Raw genomic sequence first — 12710 nt, forward strand, 5'->3', positions numbered from 1 at the left:
TCAGGATTTCCGTTGCTGTTGCGGCGGCAGAGCCGGGTGATTTTGAGGTCGGTGTCTTTTCTGCTCGATCCGCGTTGTGCGGATCAGCCCGCCGGCTGCGCCAGCCAGCGCTCGGCCAGCCGCACCCAGAAGGCGGCGCCCTTCGGGATCAGCCGGTCGTTGAAGTCGTAGGTCGGGTTGTGCAGGTTGCACGGGCCCAGGCCGTGGCCGTGCTCGCGGTGGGTGCCGTCGCCGTTGCCGATCATGAAATAGGCGCCGGGATGGGCCTGCAGGAAGAAGCTGAAGTCCTCCGCGCCCATCGTCGGCTCGAACTCGATGACTTGGTCGGCGCCGGCGACCTCGCGCATCACCTCGCGGGCGAACTCGGCCTCGGCGCGGTGGTTGATGGTGGGCGGGTAGTTGCGCTGGAACTCGAACACCACGCTGGCGCCGAAGGCGGCCGCGGTGTGGCGTGCGATCTCCTCCATGCGCCGCTCGATCAGGTCGAGCACGTCGAGCGTGAAGGTGCGCACCGTGCCCTGGATCTCGCACGAATCCGGCACGACGTTGGTGGCCTCGCCGGCGTGGATCATCGTCACCGAGATGACGGCCGCGTCGATCGGCTTCTTGTTGCGGGTGACGATGGTCTGGAAGGCCTGCACCATCTGGCAGGCCACCGGCACCGGGTCGATGCCGTTGTGCGGCAGCGCCGCGTGCGAGCCCTTGCCGGTGATGCGGATCAGGAACTCGTTGCTCGAGGCCATGATCGGGCCGCTGCAGATCGCGAAGCGGCCCTCGGCCAGGCCGGGCCAGTTGTGCATGCCGAAGATCGCGTCCATGGGGAAGCGCTCGAACAGGCCGTCCTTCATCATCTCGCGCGCGCCGCCGCCGCCTTCCTCCGCCGGCTGGAAGACGAAGTGCACCGTGCCGGCAAAGCGCTCGCGGCGGGCGGCCAGGTCCTGGGCCGCGGCCAGCAGCATCGCCACATGGCCGTCGTGGCCGCAGGCGTGCATGCGGCCCGGGATGCGGCTGGCGTGCGCGAAGGTGTTGTGCTCGGTCATCGGCAGCGCGTCCATGTCGGCGCGCAGGCCGATGGCGCGGCGGGCGCCGCCCGGCGCGGTGCCGCGCAGCGTGCCGACCACGCCGGTGCGCCCGAGCCCGCGGTGCACCTCGATGCCCCAGCCCTCCAGCGTGCGCGCGATGACGTCGGCGGTGCGCACCTCCTCGAAGCAGAGTTCCGGGTGGGCGTGGATGTCGCGTCGGATCGCGACGATGGGGGCGAGATCGGGGGCGTTCATGGCGAGCGGGATGGCGGCTTCGGGTCGGGCCATCTTAGCGCCTGCGTTTTCTGGAATCATCCCGACTCATGAGCATCCCCACCCGCACCGTCCGCGCCGCCTGCCCCCACGACTGCCCCGACACCTGCGCGATGCAGGTCAGCGTGGACGATGCCTCCGGGCGGGTCGTGCGCATCCAGGGCCGCGCCGAGCATGTGACCACCCACGGCGCGCTCTGCACCAAGGTCTCGCGCTATGCCGAGCGCACCTACCACCCGGAGCGTGTGCTGACGCCGCTGCGCCGCGTCGGCCCCAAGGGCGCCGGCCAGTTCGAGCCGGCCACCTGGGACGAGGCGCTGGCCGACATCGCCGGCCGGCTGAAGGCCCTCGCCGCGCGCGACCCCGAGGCGATCCTGCCCTACAGCTACGCCGGCACGATGGGCCTGCTGCAGGGCGAGAGCATGTCCGCGCGCTTCTTCAACCGCCTGGGTGCCTCGCAGCTCGATCGCACCATCTGCGCCTCGGCCGGCGGCGACGCGCTGGCGGCGACCTATGGCGGCAAGGTCGGCATGCTGGTGCGCCATTTCGCCGAGAGCCGGCTGATCGTCATCTGGGGCAGCCATTCGATCGCGTCGAACCTGCATTTCTGGACCTTCGCGCAGCAGGCCAAGCGGGCGGGCGCGAAGCTGGTCTGCATCGACCCGCGTCGCACCGAGACGGCCGACAAGTGCCACGCGCACCTGCAGCTGCGGCCCGGCACCGACGGCGCGCTGGCGCTGGCGCTGATGCACGAGCTGGTGGCGAACGACTGGCTCGACCACGACTACATCGCCGCCCATGTGGACGCGGCCGGCTGGGCGGCCCTGCGCGAGCGGGTCAAGGCCTGGACGCCCGAGCGTGCCGCCGAGGTCTGCGGCCTGGACGCCGACGCGATCCGCGCGCTGGCGCGCGATCTGGGCACGACGCCGCAGGCAGCGATCCGGCTGAACTACGGCATGCAGCGCGTGCGCGGCGGTGGCAACGCGGTGCGGCTGATCGCGCTGCTGCCCTGCCTGACGGGGGCGTGGCGCCACCGCGCCGGCGGCCTGCTGCTGTCGAGCTCGGGCTGGTTCGCCTCGGTGCGCGACGACGCGGCGCGCCAGCGCCCGGACCTGCTCGCCGGCCGCCGCCCGCGCACGCTCAACATGAGCACCCTCGGCGACGACCTGCTGCGCGAGGCCTCGCCCGACTTCGGACCGAAGGTCGAGGCGGTGATCGTCTACAACAGCAACCCGGTGGCGGTGGCGCCGGAGTCGGCCAAGGTGGTGCAGGGCTTTGCGCGAGACGATCTGTTCACCGTCGTTCTGGAGCATTTCCTGACCGACACCGCCGACCACGCCGACTGGGTGCTGCCGGCCACCACGCAGCTCGAGCACCTCGACCTGCACACCAGCTACGGCCACACCGATGTGCTGCTGAACGAGCCGGCGATGGCGCCGCTCGGCCAGGCGCTGCCCAACACCGAGATCTTCCGCCGCCTGGCCGCGGCGATGGGCTTCGACGAGCCGTGTTTCCAGGACAGCGACGAGACGCTGGCCGCGCAGACGCTGCGCGGCGCGGTGACCTTCGAGGCGCTGAAGGCCTCGCCGGGCTGGATCAGCCTGCCGATCCCGGACGCGCCCTTCGCCGACGGCGGCTTCCCGACGGCGGACGGGCGGGTGCGCATCGACGTGCCTGGCTGGGGCCTGCCGGACTTCGTGCCGCCGTGGGAATCGGTCGCGTCGGCGCCGGAGCTGGCGGCGCGCTATCCGCTGGCGATGATCTCGCCGCCGGCGCGCAACTTCCTCAACTCGACCTTCGTCAACGTCAAGAGCCTGCGCGACATCGAGGCCGAGCCGGTGGTCGAGATCCACCCGGACGACGCCGCCGCGCGCGGGCTGCACGACGGCGCCCTGGTGCGCGTCTTCAACGACCGCGGCAGCTACCACTGCGCCGCGCGCGTGAGCACCCGCGCGCGGCCCGGCGTGGTCAACGGCCTGGGCATCTGGTGGCGCAAGCTGGGGTTGCGCGGCACCAATGTCAACGAGGTCACGCACCAGAAGCTCACCGACATCGGCCAGGCGCCGTGCTTCTACGACGTGCTGGTCGAGGTGGAGGCGGCGGCGTGAGGCGCATGACGAGGCTGCGCGCGCTGGCGCTGGCCGCCACTGGCCTGATCCTGACGGGCTGCGCGACCACCGCAGCCGACGATGTCGACTCGGCCTGGCGGCCGGGCTATTTCTGGCAGTCGGTGCGCGGGCATCTCGGCATGCTGGCGGCAGCACGGCCGGTCGACGCGGTGCTGGCCGATCCGGCGCTGGCGCCCGATCTGCGCCGCCGGCTCGAGCTGGGCCGCGAGATCCGCGACTACGCCAGCCGTGCGCTGGCGCTGCCCGACAACGCCAGCTACCGCCGCTATGCCGACCTCGGCCGTCCGGCGGCGGTGTGGAACGTGGTGGCGGCGCCGGAGCTGTCGCTCAAGCTCAAGACCTGGTGCTTTCCGGTGCTGGGCTGCGTCGGCTACCGGGGTTATTTCGACAAGACCGAGGCCGAGACGCTTGCCGCCGCGCTGCGGGCGCAGGGCTGGGAGGTCAACGTCTACGGCGTGCCGGCCTACTCGACGCTGGGCAAGCTGCCGGGCGACTGGTTCGCCGATCCGCTGCTCAACACCTTCCTGCGCCACGGCGAGGTGGAGCTGGCGCGGCTGGTCTTCCATGAGCTGGCGCACCAGGTCGCCTACGCGGCCGACGACACCACCTTCAACGAGTCCTACGCCACCGCGGTCGAGCGCCTGGGCAGTCGCCAGTGGCTGCAGCAGCGCGGCCGTGCCGACCTGATCGCTGAGACCGAGCGGGCCGACCGCCGCCGCGCCGAGTTCCGCGCGATGACGATGGCCGCGCGCGAGCGGCTCGATGCGCTCTACCGCAGCGCAGCGTCCGACGACGACAAGCGACGGCAGAAGGCCGAGCAGCTCGCCGCGCTGCGCGCCGAGTACGCCCGCTGGCGCGACGGCGAGTGGGGGGGAGACCGGGCCTATGACGCCTGGTTCGAGAGCGTCAGCAACGCGAAGCTCGGGGTGCTGGCGGCCTACAACCAGCAGGTGCCGGCCTTCGAGGCGCTGTTCGAGCGCGAGGGCCGCGACTGGCCGCGCTTCCACGCCGCGGTGAAGGCGCTGGCCGCGCGCCCGAAGGCCGAGCGCGATGCGGCGCTGGCCGCGCTGACGGCGCGGGCCGGCGCGGCGCTCAGTCCTTCAGCGACTCGATGAGGTCGATGTACTGCTGCTGCGCCGCGTCGGTCGCGGTGCCGGCCAGCGTCTTCCAGGCGTCCCACTTGGCGCGGCCGACGAAGTCGGTCATGCCGGGACGATCGCCTGAGGCGTCGCCTTCGGTGGCCTGCTTGTAGAGCGCGTAGATCTTCAGCAGCGTCATGTTGTCGGGCCGCTCGGGCAGCTGCTTCGAGTCGGCGACGGCCTGCAGGAAGGTTGCATTCAGATCGGACATGGCGAGGGAACTCCAGAAAAAGGCTGAGGCCGTGACGGGCGGGCCAGTGTAGGGCCCGGTCGTCACAGCCTCGGCAGGATCCTGTCGCCTCGGCGACCGGTCGCGGCGGCGTGTTCAGAAGCCCATGCGGGCCAGCAGATCATCCACCTCGTTCTGGTCGGAGACCACGTCGGTGCGGGTGCCGTCGACCACCGGGCCCTCGAGCTCGCTGGGCTTGGCGGGGGCGGCGGCCACTTCGGCGACCGCCTGCTCGACATGCTCCGGATGCAGGTCGATCAGCAGCTTGACCAGGTTGGCCTCGAGCTCGTTGGTGACGCGCACGACCTTCTTGATGATCTGGCCGGTCAGGTCATGGAAGTCCTGGGCCATCATGATATTGGTCAGATGCTCGTCGATGCGGTCGCACGAGCCGTTCAGCCGGTCGATGTGCTGGCTGACACGCTCGCGCAGATCAGCGTCGATGCGCGCATCGGTGGCGATCACCTCGGCGATGCCGCGCGACTCGCTCATCAGGCGCTGATGCTCCAGCTTGGCGTCATCGACCGAGTTCAGCACCCGGTTGGCGGCGTCCGAGGTCTTGTTGGCGATGTAGTTGAGCCGGCTGCGGGCATCCGGCAGCGCGCTGGTGGCGGCCTGCAGCTCCGGCATCACGCCCACGTTGACCACGCCGAGCTGCTCGATGGTGTCGTGCAGCATCCGGGTCAGTTCGCCGATCTGCTGGATCACCTGGGGCGATGCGGCGACCATGGGCACATGCTGTGTCATGGCGTGCTCCCGGGCTCAGGCCGTCACGGTCATGCGCTGGATGATCTTCGACAGCTTCTCTTCCAGGGTCGCCTTGGTGAAGGGCTTGACGATGTAGCCGGCGGCACCGATCTGGGCGGCGCGCACGATGTCTTCCTTGCGCGCTTCGGCCGTCACCATCAGCACCGGGATGTGGCACAGCGCCGGATCCTGCTTGATCTGCGTGAGCAGCTCGAAGCCGTCCATGTTGGGCATGTTGATGTCGCTGACGACGAAGTCGATCTTGTTGGCGCGCAGCACCTGCAGGGCGTTGACGCCATCCTCGGCTTCCTCGATGAACTGGCCGCCCATCTCTTTGATCAGGCCGCGCACGATGCGGCGCATCGTGGAGAAGTCATCGACGACAAGATAGCGGAGGTCGGAGTAGGAAGGCATGACAGATCCTTGTGCTGGGAGGGTGGCCGCGTGGGGTTTATCGACCGGCCGAGGCCGGACTTGAGGAAGCGGAATCCGGCGCTGCGCCTTCCTCTGCAGGCTGCGCGGCATCGGTCGACGAGAAGAAGCGCTCCTCGGCATCGCGTGTCATCACGATCAGGCTGATGCGTCGGTTCACCGGGTCGAGGGGATCCTGCTTGTTGAAGGGAATGCTCGAGGCCAGACCCTGCACCCGCAGGATCCGGTCGTTGTCCAGTCCGCCGGCGACCAGCTCTCGCCGTGACGCGTTGGCGCGGTCGCTCGACAGCTCCCAGTTGCTGTAGCCCGCCACGCCGGCGGAGAAGGGCTTGGCATCGGTGTGACCTTCCAGCGTCAGCCGGTTGGGCACCTCGCTGAGCACGCTGCCGATGGCCTGCAGCACATCGCGCATGTAGGGCTTGACCATGTCGGAGCCGCTGTCGAACATCGGCCGCTTCTGGTCGTCGACGATCTGGATGCGCAGGCCGTCGCGGGTCATGTCCAGGCGCACCTGCGACTTCAGCGAGCGCAGCTGCGGCGAGGCGTCGATGACGTTCTGCATGCGCTGCTTGAGCGCGTGCAGCCGTTCCTGCTCGGCCTGGGCCTGGGTGGCCTTGAGCGCCTGCAGGTTGAAGGTCTTCTTCTCGGCCTCGATGTCGCCCTTGCGGACCTGGCCGTGGGTGTGCGTGAGGTCCGTGCCGCCGCCCTTGACGACCGAGGAGGCGTCACCCGCGCCCGAGCCGCCGCCCAGCAGCGAGATCTTCAGCGGCGACTGGAAATAGTCCTGCAGGCCCTTCTTGTCGCCCTCGGTGGTGGAGCCGAGCAGCCACATCAGCAGGAAGAAGGCCATCATCGCGGTCACGAAGTCGGCGTAGGCGATCTTCCACGCACCGCCGTGGGCGCCGTGGCCGCCCTTCTTGACCTTCTTGACGATGATCGGCTGCAGTTTCTTGGAATCACCGGCCATGGCCCGCTCCCGTGAACATGCGAAGGAGGATCGCGATCCGCATCGCCATCACTTTTTCTTGACGTGCTGCTCGAGCTCGGTGAAGGTCGGGCGCTCGGTCGAATACAGCACCTTGCGGCCGAACTCGATGGCGATCTGCGGCGCGTAGCCCTGCATCGAGGCCAGCAGCACCGTCTTGATGGTCTGCAGCTCCTTGCCGTCCTCGTCGATCTTCTGCTCGAGCAGCCCGGCGAGCGGTTCGGCGAAGCCGTAGGCCAGCAGAATGCCCAGGAAGGTGCCCACCAGCGCCGAGCCGATCATGCCGCCCAGCACCGCCGGCGGCTGGCCGACCGAGCCCATGGTGTTGACCACGCCCAGCACCGCCGCCACGATGCCGAAGGCGGGCAGGGCGCCGGCCAGGCGGGCGATCGCCGCGGCGGCCGCGTGGGCCTCGTGGTGATGCGTTTCCAGCTCGGTGTCCATCAGCGACTCGATCTCGTGGGCGTTGAGGTTGCCCGAGACCATCATGCGCAGGTAGTCGCAGACAAATTCAGTCACATGGTGGTCGTTGCCGACCACCGGAAACTTCTGGAACAGCGCCGAGCTGTGCGGATCCTCGATGTCCTTCTCGATCGACATCAGGCCCTCCTTGCGGGTCTTCTGCAGGATCTCGAAGAGCATGGCCAGCAGCTCCATCGCGCGGGCCTTCGAGTGCTTGGACGGCTTGAAGCACGCGCCCAGGCCCTTGCCGGTGGCCTTGAGCACCTTGGGCTGGTTGTTCGCGACGAAGGCGCCCAGCGCACCGCCGAAGATGGTGATCATCTCGAAGGGCAGCGCCTTCAGGATGACCTGGATGTTGCCGCCGTGCACGATGTACACGCCGAAGATGCAACCGATGGCGACGAGCCACCCGACGATGACGAACATGGATCCTGACTCCTCAGTGGAGGCTCAGCGTTCCGGCGCAGCGCCCTCGGGCGTTGCGCGGATCGCAGGCATGATTTGCATATCGGTGCGGATTCGGGTCACTTGAGCCGGGCGAGATCGGCAAAAGCGCGGCTCGCACCGCCCATCAGCGGCGTCATGCCCGCCGGCTGGCGACGAATTCCGGCGTCAGCGTCGCGCACAGCGTGTGGATCGGCGCGAAGGCCGGGTGGCGGGCCATCAGTCGATCGGCCGAATCGACGAAGGCCTCGGGCAGTCCCCAGCCGGTGCGCGAGTTGTGGAACAGCGGCAGCGACAGCAGCCGTGGCATGACCAGGTGCCGCGAGATCGCCGTCAGGCACAGGTCGGTGGCCCACAGGTGCCAGCCCATTTCCGGCGCGATGCGGTGGATCGAGTCGCGTGAGACGACGATGGCGACCTCGTCGAAGGACAGCGCCACGCCCGAGCCGGGATGGTCCATGTGGATCAGCCGGTCGATGACCTGGCCGGCGCGCATCAGCCGCTGCCCCTGCGCATCGACACCGACGCCGATGAAGCCCAGCAGCGTGCGTGACCGCTCGTGCGCGGGAATGGCGTCGAGCTCGGCGGCGAGGCGCTGGCCGAAGCCGGGTGGGAAGTAGACGTCCTGGTGGCACAGCAGCAGCCAGTCGGCATCGCAGGCGGCTTCGGCCTGCGCGATCGCGTCGCCGGGGCTGGTGGCGCCGCGGCATACCGCGATGCGGGCGTTGACCTCGCGCAGTCCTGGCGAGGCCAGCACGTTGGCGCGCAGCTGCGCCTCGTCGGTGGTGGGCACGACGACGGCAAAGGGCGCGCTTGCGCGTGGCGGGCGCGCCGCGGCCGCCCGGCCCGCATCGTCGCGCCGGGCCAGCACATGCAGCCGGCGCATCCGGTGCACCTCGTCGACGCAGCCCTCGCCCAGACCGAGCAGGCTGGCGAGCTGGCGCACGCCCTGCGCGAAGGCCGGATCGGCGGTCTCGATCGGCTCGTGCGCGGCCAGGTGCGGCAGCCAGCCGGCATCGAGCAGCAGCTTGTAGACGGTGGCCGGCGCATGGGCGCGCGCTGGATCCTGCTGCGGATCGCCGGCGGCGGCCGTGCCGGCCTCCAGCAGCCGCGCCATGCGCTCGAGCGTGCAGCCGTTGTCCAGCGCCAGGCTCAGCCGTGCACCGGGCGCGCAGCATTCGCCCAGCCGCGCCAGCCAGCGGTCGGCATCGGTCAGCGCGAAGAAGCCCGGCGACAGCAGCAGCAGGTCGACCGATCCGGCCGGCGGCAGGGCCGACGCGACCGTTTCGCCGCCCACCGGCAGCGGCACGGCCTGCCAGCGGGCCTGGGCATGCTGCTGCCGGTGCCACGGCGCCAGCAGCGCGGCCTCCTCGCCGACCGCCAGCACCTGCCGGGCCGGCGGCAGCACCGCAAGCCAGCGGCCGTCGGGCGGCCTGGGCGGGCGACCGGCCGGCTCGGCCTGTCTCATCTCGATCGGCGTGCGGTGCGGGCAGACGGGCGCGGGCGCGCGCACCGGCGTGTCGTCGGTCAGGAGCATCAACATGCGGGATGGGTCCGGAAGCGTGCGGTTGGACGATGTCGGGCGGGCTGGTCAGCGGATCGCGTAGATCCAGACCGGCCGGTGGCCCTCGTTCTGCAGGCGCGCGTGCGGGCGCATGCCGGGAACGTCGAACTCCAGGCTGACCAGCCAGCTGCCCGGGCGCATCTCGGCCAGCGCCTTCTCGGCGGCGCGGTTCATGCTCTCGGGGCGCTGGAAGAGGTAGACCAGATCATGCTCGGCCCAGGATGCGGACCACATGTCGCCCTGACGGATGCGGGCCCATGGGCAGCGCAGGCCGGCGGCCAGGCGGATCGGCCAGCTCCATTCGATGCCTTCCAGCCGGGCATCCGGCCAGACCTTCTGCAGCGCCTGCAGGCCGTGGCCCAGACCGCAGCCGGCGTCGAGCACCCGCGCCATCGGCGGCAGCGGCACCAGCGTCTCCAGCCCCTCGAGCGCATCGGCCTCGGTCGGAAAGAGCGGTGCGTCACGCCAGGCGCGCAGCGGGTAGGCCGCAGCCAGCAGCGCCAGCGGCAGCAGCCATAGCGCGGCGGCCACGCCCTGGGCCAGGCCGGAGAGCGCCAGCGACAGCGGAAAGCCGCCCAGCGTCATCAGCAGTCGCCAGCGGGTGCGTGCCCCGATCGCGAACAGTCCGGCCGACAGCGTGGCGAGCACGAAGCCGGCCGCCGCCGGCAGGCCGCTCGAGGTCGAGGTGATCCACAGGCTCCAGGCCAGGGACCAGGCCAGCAGGGCGGGCAGTGGCCAGGGCAGGGTGCGGCGGGTGCGCGCAGATGATCGCGCCTCATGGGCGCCGCCAGGGTGCTCCGGATGGCGGGCGAGCCGGCGTTTTTGGCGGCGGGACAGATCGGGCAGGGCGGACATGGGCAGGCACTCCGGGCGGGCCGGGAACGAGGCGGACGCCATCCTCGGCAGCCTTGGAGACTAGGAGGGGGGGCGTCTCTCCGCTCCGCGATGGAGGCGGATCTATCGGGCGGTTTTTTCGCCCATGCCGATCTCGTGAGCCCAAGAAAAACGGACCCGGGCGCGAGGCTCGGGTCCGTGCAAACGGTGTTCTGACACCGAGGGAGACTGGCAAACGATCACAGGTGGGCATGGGGCTCGCACACGACCATGCCCATGCTTGTTGTCGGTGTTTTTTCGATGTCTTTGATGCCAGATCGTGTGACGAATTTTTGAATTTCAGGTGGATGCTGGTGGTTCGTCATCCGGGATGATCCAGTTCGCTTGCATTGTTCTTGCGACAGTGCGTTCGTGTGGACTCGTTCTAATTTTCTTCAGGCAAACCTTCATGAAGGCTGCCTGTTCACGATTGCAGGGTTGAAGTCTTTGATCGAGATAGCTGGAACTTTGCATCTCGAATCGATGTTCGAACCAGCCTAAATACCAGAACCATTCAGTGTAGTAGATCCATGAGTTCTCGTTGAGTGCTCGGATGTGGGTTGGGTCCTGCCAAGCTGTCAGAGATTTCTCATAAGGAACTTCGATTTCGAATGTTCCTTCTTCTTTGAGCAGATGCAAGCATTGTGTCATGAGCCCGACAAGATCGGGAACATGCTCCAAGACATTGTTGGCATAAATGATGTCAAACTGAAAGCTGTCGATCTTAACCATCCCCCAGTGCTTGCTTGAGATGATTGTCGGTAAGTTGAGATTCTTGCTGAGGTCAAGAACAATGTCTGGTTCTGTCCTTGCGAGGATGTCGATATTCAGCCATCCTGGTTTATAGTCTTTTCCTGAGCCAAGATTGATTTTATTTGGAATCCAGGTATTTTGGTTTATGTGCCTTTTGTTTTCTTTTTGGTATCCAGTTGCAAACTCGAGGATTTCTGAAAAGTTTTCTGATGCATCAAGCTGTTCAAAGTATGAAATTTGTTGAATGGCTGCAGCGTACCAATCTGGAGTGCCGAAGCAGGAAGAAAAAAACTCTTCGAGTTTTTCTTCTGTGAACCACGAGACGGCTTCCTCGTAGAAGCTTGCGGGGCGAGTGTTCGGCCCTCTTTCCGCAATGACGGGAGTGCCTAAGCTCAGGCAGTGCGAAACCCGGACTTGCTCGAAGCGGCTTGATTCGTAGAAGTGACAGTTGAGAACGGCCTTAGCTTGGCGAATGAAACTGTCCCGTTCTTCCCCATAAAGCGGCTTGTCAAAAACACTGACCGTAATGCCCTGAGCTTCGATGGCTGAAATTATTTTTTTTCTTCGTTCGTTCATGGAGCCGAAGAATAAAAGATCGATGGGGCGTTCCTCTAATGGTAGAGTACTTATGCTTTCTTGTGAAAGGTAGGGCGCCTTCACAAAGTGAGCGAGCGGGACATCCTCCGTATGAGAGGTGTAAGCGGGCGGATTTTCTACGTCGTAATCAATAACTGCAGATCTACCTAGTAGGCTAATGTAGTCTTTTGATGCTTGATAGCCTCCTGCGCCAAGTTGCTCAAGATTGACAAAGATGCAGGAATGTCTTTGTGTTAACGTATGATCGAATCCAAGATGCGCGCCAAATATTATGTTTATCGCATCATGGTGTAGTCGATTTTTTGTGATTGAGACTGACGCGCCCACCGATCTGAGTTGATGGCGGAAATACCTTGCGGGGTCGAGTAGGCCTAAGGAGTGAATGTATCCTTGCGGTTGGATGATGCAAATATTAATTCTTGTTGGGGGATGATTTGCGTCACGATTTTGGTGCATGATTCTTTCTGATTGAATTGATGAATTTATTTCACTTATCGATGCTTCGTTGGGTTGAGAGCATAGTTGGTTGATGATCTGATAGATTTCTTCTTTCGGAAGATTCCACCATTGTAGTTTCTTGAGTTGCTGTACTGTTTTTTCTTCGAAACGACTGCGTATTATTTTCGCTGGATTCCCTCCGTGTATTTCATATGCGCCGATATTTTTCGTTACAACGGAGTTTGCTGCGATGACGGCACCATCACCAATCGTCAGGGCGATTGCATCAGCCATCGCTCGAAATTTGTGCAGGGCTGAGTGAGGCTGGAGTCAAGCCGAAGAGCGCTTGGAGGTAGTCATCGCTCCAGCCCATGCGCTTGCGCTTGGTCTTCTGGCTGCCCTTGCCGGCGTCGAGCTTGATCTGGTTCTGGGCGATGCGCCGCAGCGTGGCCATGTTGTGCGGGCCGTGGTCGCGCCGGATCAGGCAGGCATCCTCGCGGTAGTTGACGTCCAGCACCCAGTGGCAGTCGTTCTCGATGGCCCAGTGCGCCCGGATGGTGGCGTTGAAGGCCTGGGCGTCGAGCACCTCGGAGCTGATGTAGTAACGCCAGCTCGGCTGGGCC

12 protein-coding genes are annotated in these 12710 nt (G+C 66.4%); 2 read left to right on the top strand and 10 right to left on the bottom strand.

Annotation, left to right across the window (positions count from 1 at the left end; genetic code table 11):
- Positions 1–83: 83 nt before the first annotated feature.
- Entirely contained in the window at positions 84–1277 is a 1194-nt protein-coding gene (locus BW996_RS15845; protein WP_037481091.1) for a M20 aminoacylase family protein, read from the bottom strand.
- A gap of 68 nt (positions 1278–1345) precedes the next feature.
- Here BW996_RS15845 and BW996_RS15850 point away from each other — a divergent pair, with 68 nt between their 5' ends.
- Both BW996_RS15850 and BW996_RS15855 read left to right on the top strand, forming a co-directional pair.
- On the top strand, positions 1346–3403 hold the full coding sequence (locus BW996_RS15850; protein ID WP_037481052.1) for a molybdopterin-containing oxidoreductase family protein: 2058 nt from the start codon (positions 1346–1348) through the stop codon (positions 3401–3403).
- Between the two features lie 5 nt (positions 3404–3408).
- Positions 3409–4539: an aminopeptidase gene (locus BW996_RS15855; RefSeq protein WP_051631840.1), complete on the top strand. Its 1131-nt coding sequence runs from the start codon at positions 3409–3411 to the stop codon at positions 4537–4539.
- On the opposite strand, the gene BW996_RS15860 is transcribed toward BW996_RS15855, so the two are convergent.
- The 9 genes from BW996_RS15860 to BW996_RS15900 all read right to left on the bottom strand — a co-directional run.
- The gene (locus BW996_RS15860) at positions 4517–4774 is read right to left on the bottom strand and encodes an acyl-CoA-binding protein (protein ID WP_037481053.1); all 258 of its coding nucleotides are present in this window, start codon (positions 4772–4774) and stop codon (positions 4517–4519) included. The two genes, BW996_RS15855 and BW996_RS15860, sit on opposite strands and share 23 nt — an antisense overlap.
- A 114-nt stretch (positions 4775–4888) precedes the next feature.
- Positions 4889–5539 (bottom strand): protein phosphatase CheZ, encoded by a 651-nt coding sequence (locus BW996_RS15865; protein ID WP_037481054.1) that lies wholly within the window; start codon positions 5537–5539, stop codon positions 4889–4891.
- 15 nt (positions 5540–5554) lie between these two features.
- Entirely contained in the window at positions 5555–5953 is a 399-nt protein-coding gene (cheY, locus tag BW996_RS15870) for a chemotaxis response regulator CheY (RefSeq protein WP_037481055.1), read from the bottom strand.
- A 37-nt stretch (positions 5954–5990) separates the two neighbouring features.
- A complete protein-coding gene (gene motB / locus BW996_RS15875; RefSeq protein ID WP_037481059.1) occupies positions 5991–6938 on the bottom strand; it encodes a flagellar motor protein MotB in 948 nt (315 codons plus the stop codon).
- Positions 6939–6986: 48 nt separating this feature from the next.
- A complete protein-coding gene (gene motA, locus BW996_RS15880) occupies positions 6987–7844 on the bottom strand; it encodes a flagellar motor stator protein MotA (RefSeq protein ID WP_037481061.1) in 858 nt (285 codons plus the stop codon).
- A 154-nt stretch (positions 7845–7998) separates the two neighbouring features.
- Positions 7999–9405 carry a hypothetical protein gene (locus tag BW996_RS15885; RefSeq protein WP_037481063.1) on the bottom strand — a complete coding sequence of 469 codons (1407 nt, stop codon included), beginning with the start codon at positions 9403–9405 and terminating at the stop codon, positions 7999–8001.
- Positions 9406–9453: 48 nt separating this feature from the next.
- A complete protein-coding gene (locus BW996_RS15890) occupies positions 9454–10281 on the bottom strand; it encodes a class I SAM-dependent methyltransferase (protein ID WP_241461942.1) in 828 nt (275 codons plus the stop codon).
- 318 nt (positions 10282–10599) lie between these two features.
- A complete protein-coding gene (locus tag BW996_RS15895; RefSeq protein WP_245801921.1) occupies positions 10600–12381 on the bottom strand; it encodes a methyltransferase domain-containing protein in 1782 nt (593 codons plus the stop codon).
- On the bottom strand, positions 12374–12710 hold a 337-nt coding region (locus BW996_RS15900; protein ID WP_139330916.1), incomplete at its 5' end, for an ISAs1 family transposase. The genes BW996_RS15900 and BW996_RS15895, both read right to left, overlap by 8 nt.

The sequence above is a fragment of the Sphaerotilus natans genome (assembly GCF_900156335.1).
Taxonomy (GTDB): Bacteria; Pseudomonadota; Gammaproteobacteria; order Burkholderiales; family Burkholderiaceae_C; genus Sphaerotilus; species Sphaerotilus natans.

Excerpts from the sequence above, each read along its gene's own strand:
- BW996_RS15845 (WP_037481091.1), bottom strand. The coding sequence starts at position 1,277 with ATGAACGCCCCCGATCTCGCCCCCATCGTCGCGATCCGACGCGACATC.
- BW996_RS15850 (WP_037481052.1), top strand. The coding sequence starts at position 1,346 with ATGAGCATCCCCACCCGCACCGTCCGCGCCGCCTGCCCCCACGACTGC.
- BW996_RS15855 (WP_051631840.1), top strand. The coding sequence starts at position 3,409 with ATGACGAGGCTGCGCGCGCTGGCGCTGGCCGCCACTGGCCTGATCCTG.
- BW996_RS15860 (WP_037481053.1), bottom strand. The coding sequence starts at position 4,774 with ATGTCCGATCTGAATGCAACCTTCCTGCAGGCCGTCGCCGACTCGAAG.
- BW996_RS15865 (WP_037481054.1), bottom strand. The coding sequence starts at position 5,539 with ATGACACAGCATGTGCCCATGGTCGCCGCATCGCCCCAGGTGATCCAG.
- cheY (WP_037481055.1), bottom strand. The coding sequence starts at position 5,953 with ATGCCTTCCTACTCCGACCTCCGCTATCTTGTCGTCGATGACTTCTCC.
- motB (WP_037481059.1), bottom strand. The coding sequence starts at position 6,938 with ATGGCCGGTGATTCCAAGAAACTGCAGCCGATCATCGTCAAGAAGGTC.
- motA (WP_037481061.1), bottom strand. The coding sequence starts at position 7,844 with ATGTTCGTCATCGTCGGGTGGCTCGTCGCCATCGGTTGCATCTTCGGC.
- BW996_RS15885 (WP_037481063.1), bottom strand. The coding sequence starts at position 9,405 with ATGTTGATGCTCCTGACCGACGACACGCCGGTGCGCGCGCCCGCGCCC.
- BW996_RS15890 (WP_241461942.1), bottom strand. The coding sequence starts at position 10,281 with ATGTCCGCCCTGCCCGATCTGTCCCGCCGCCAAAAACGCCGGCTCGCC.
- BW996_RS15895 (WP_245801921.1), bottom strand. The coding sequence starts at position 12,381 with ATGGCTGATGCAATCGCCCTGACGATTGGTGATGGTGCCGTCATCGCA.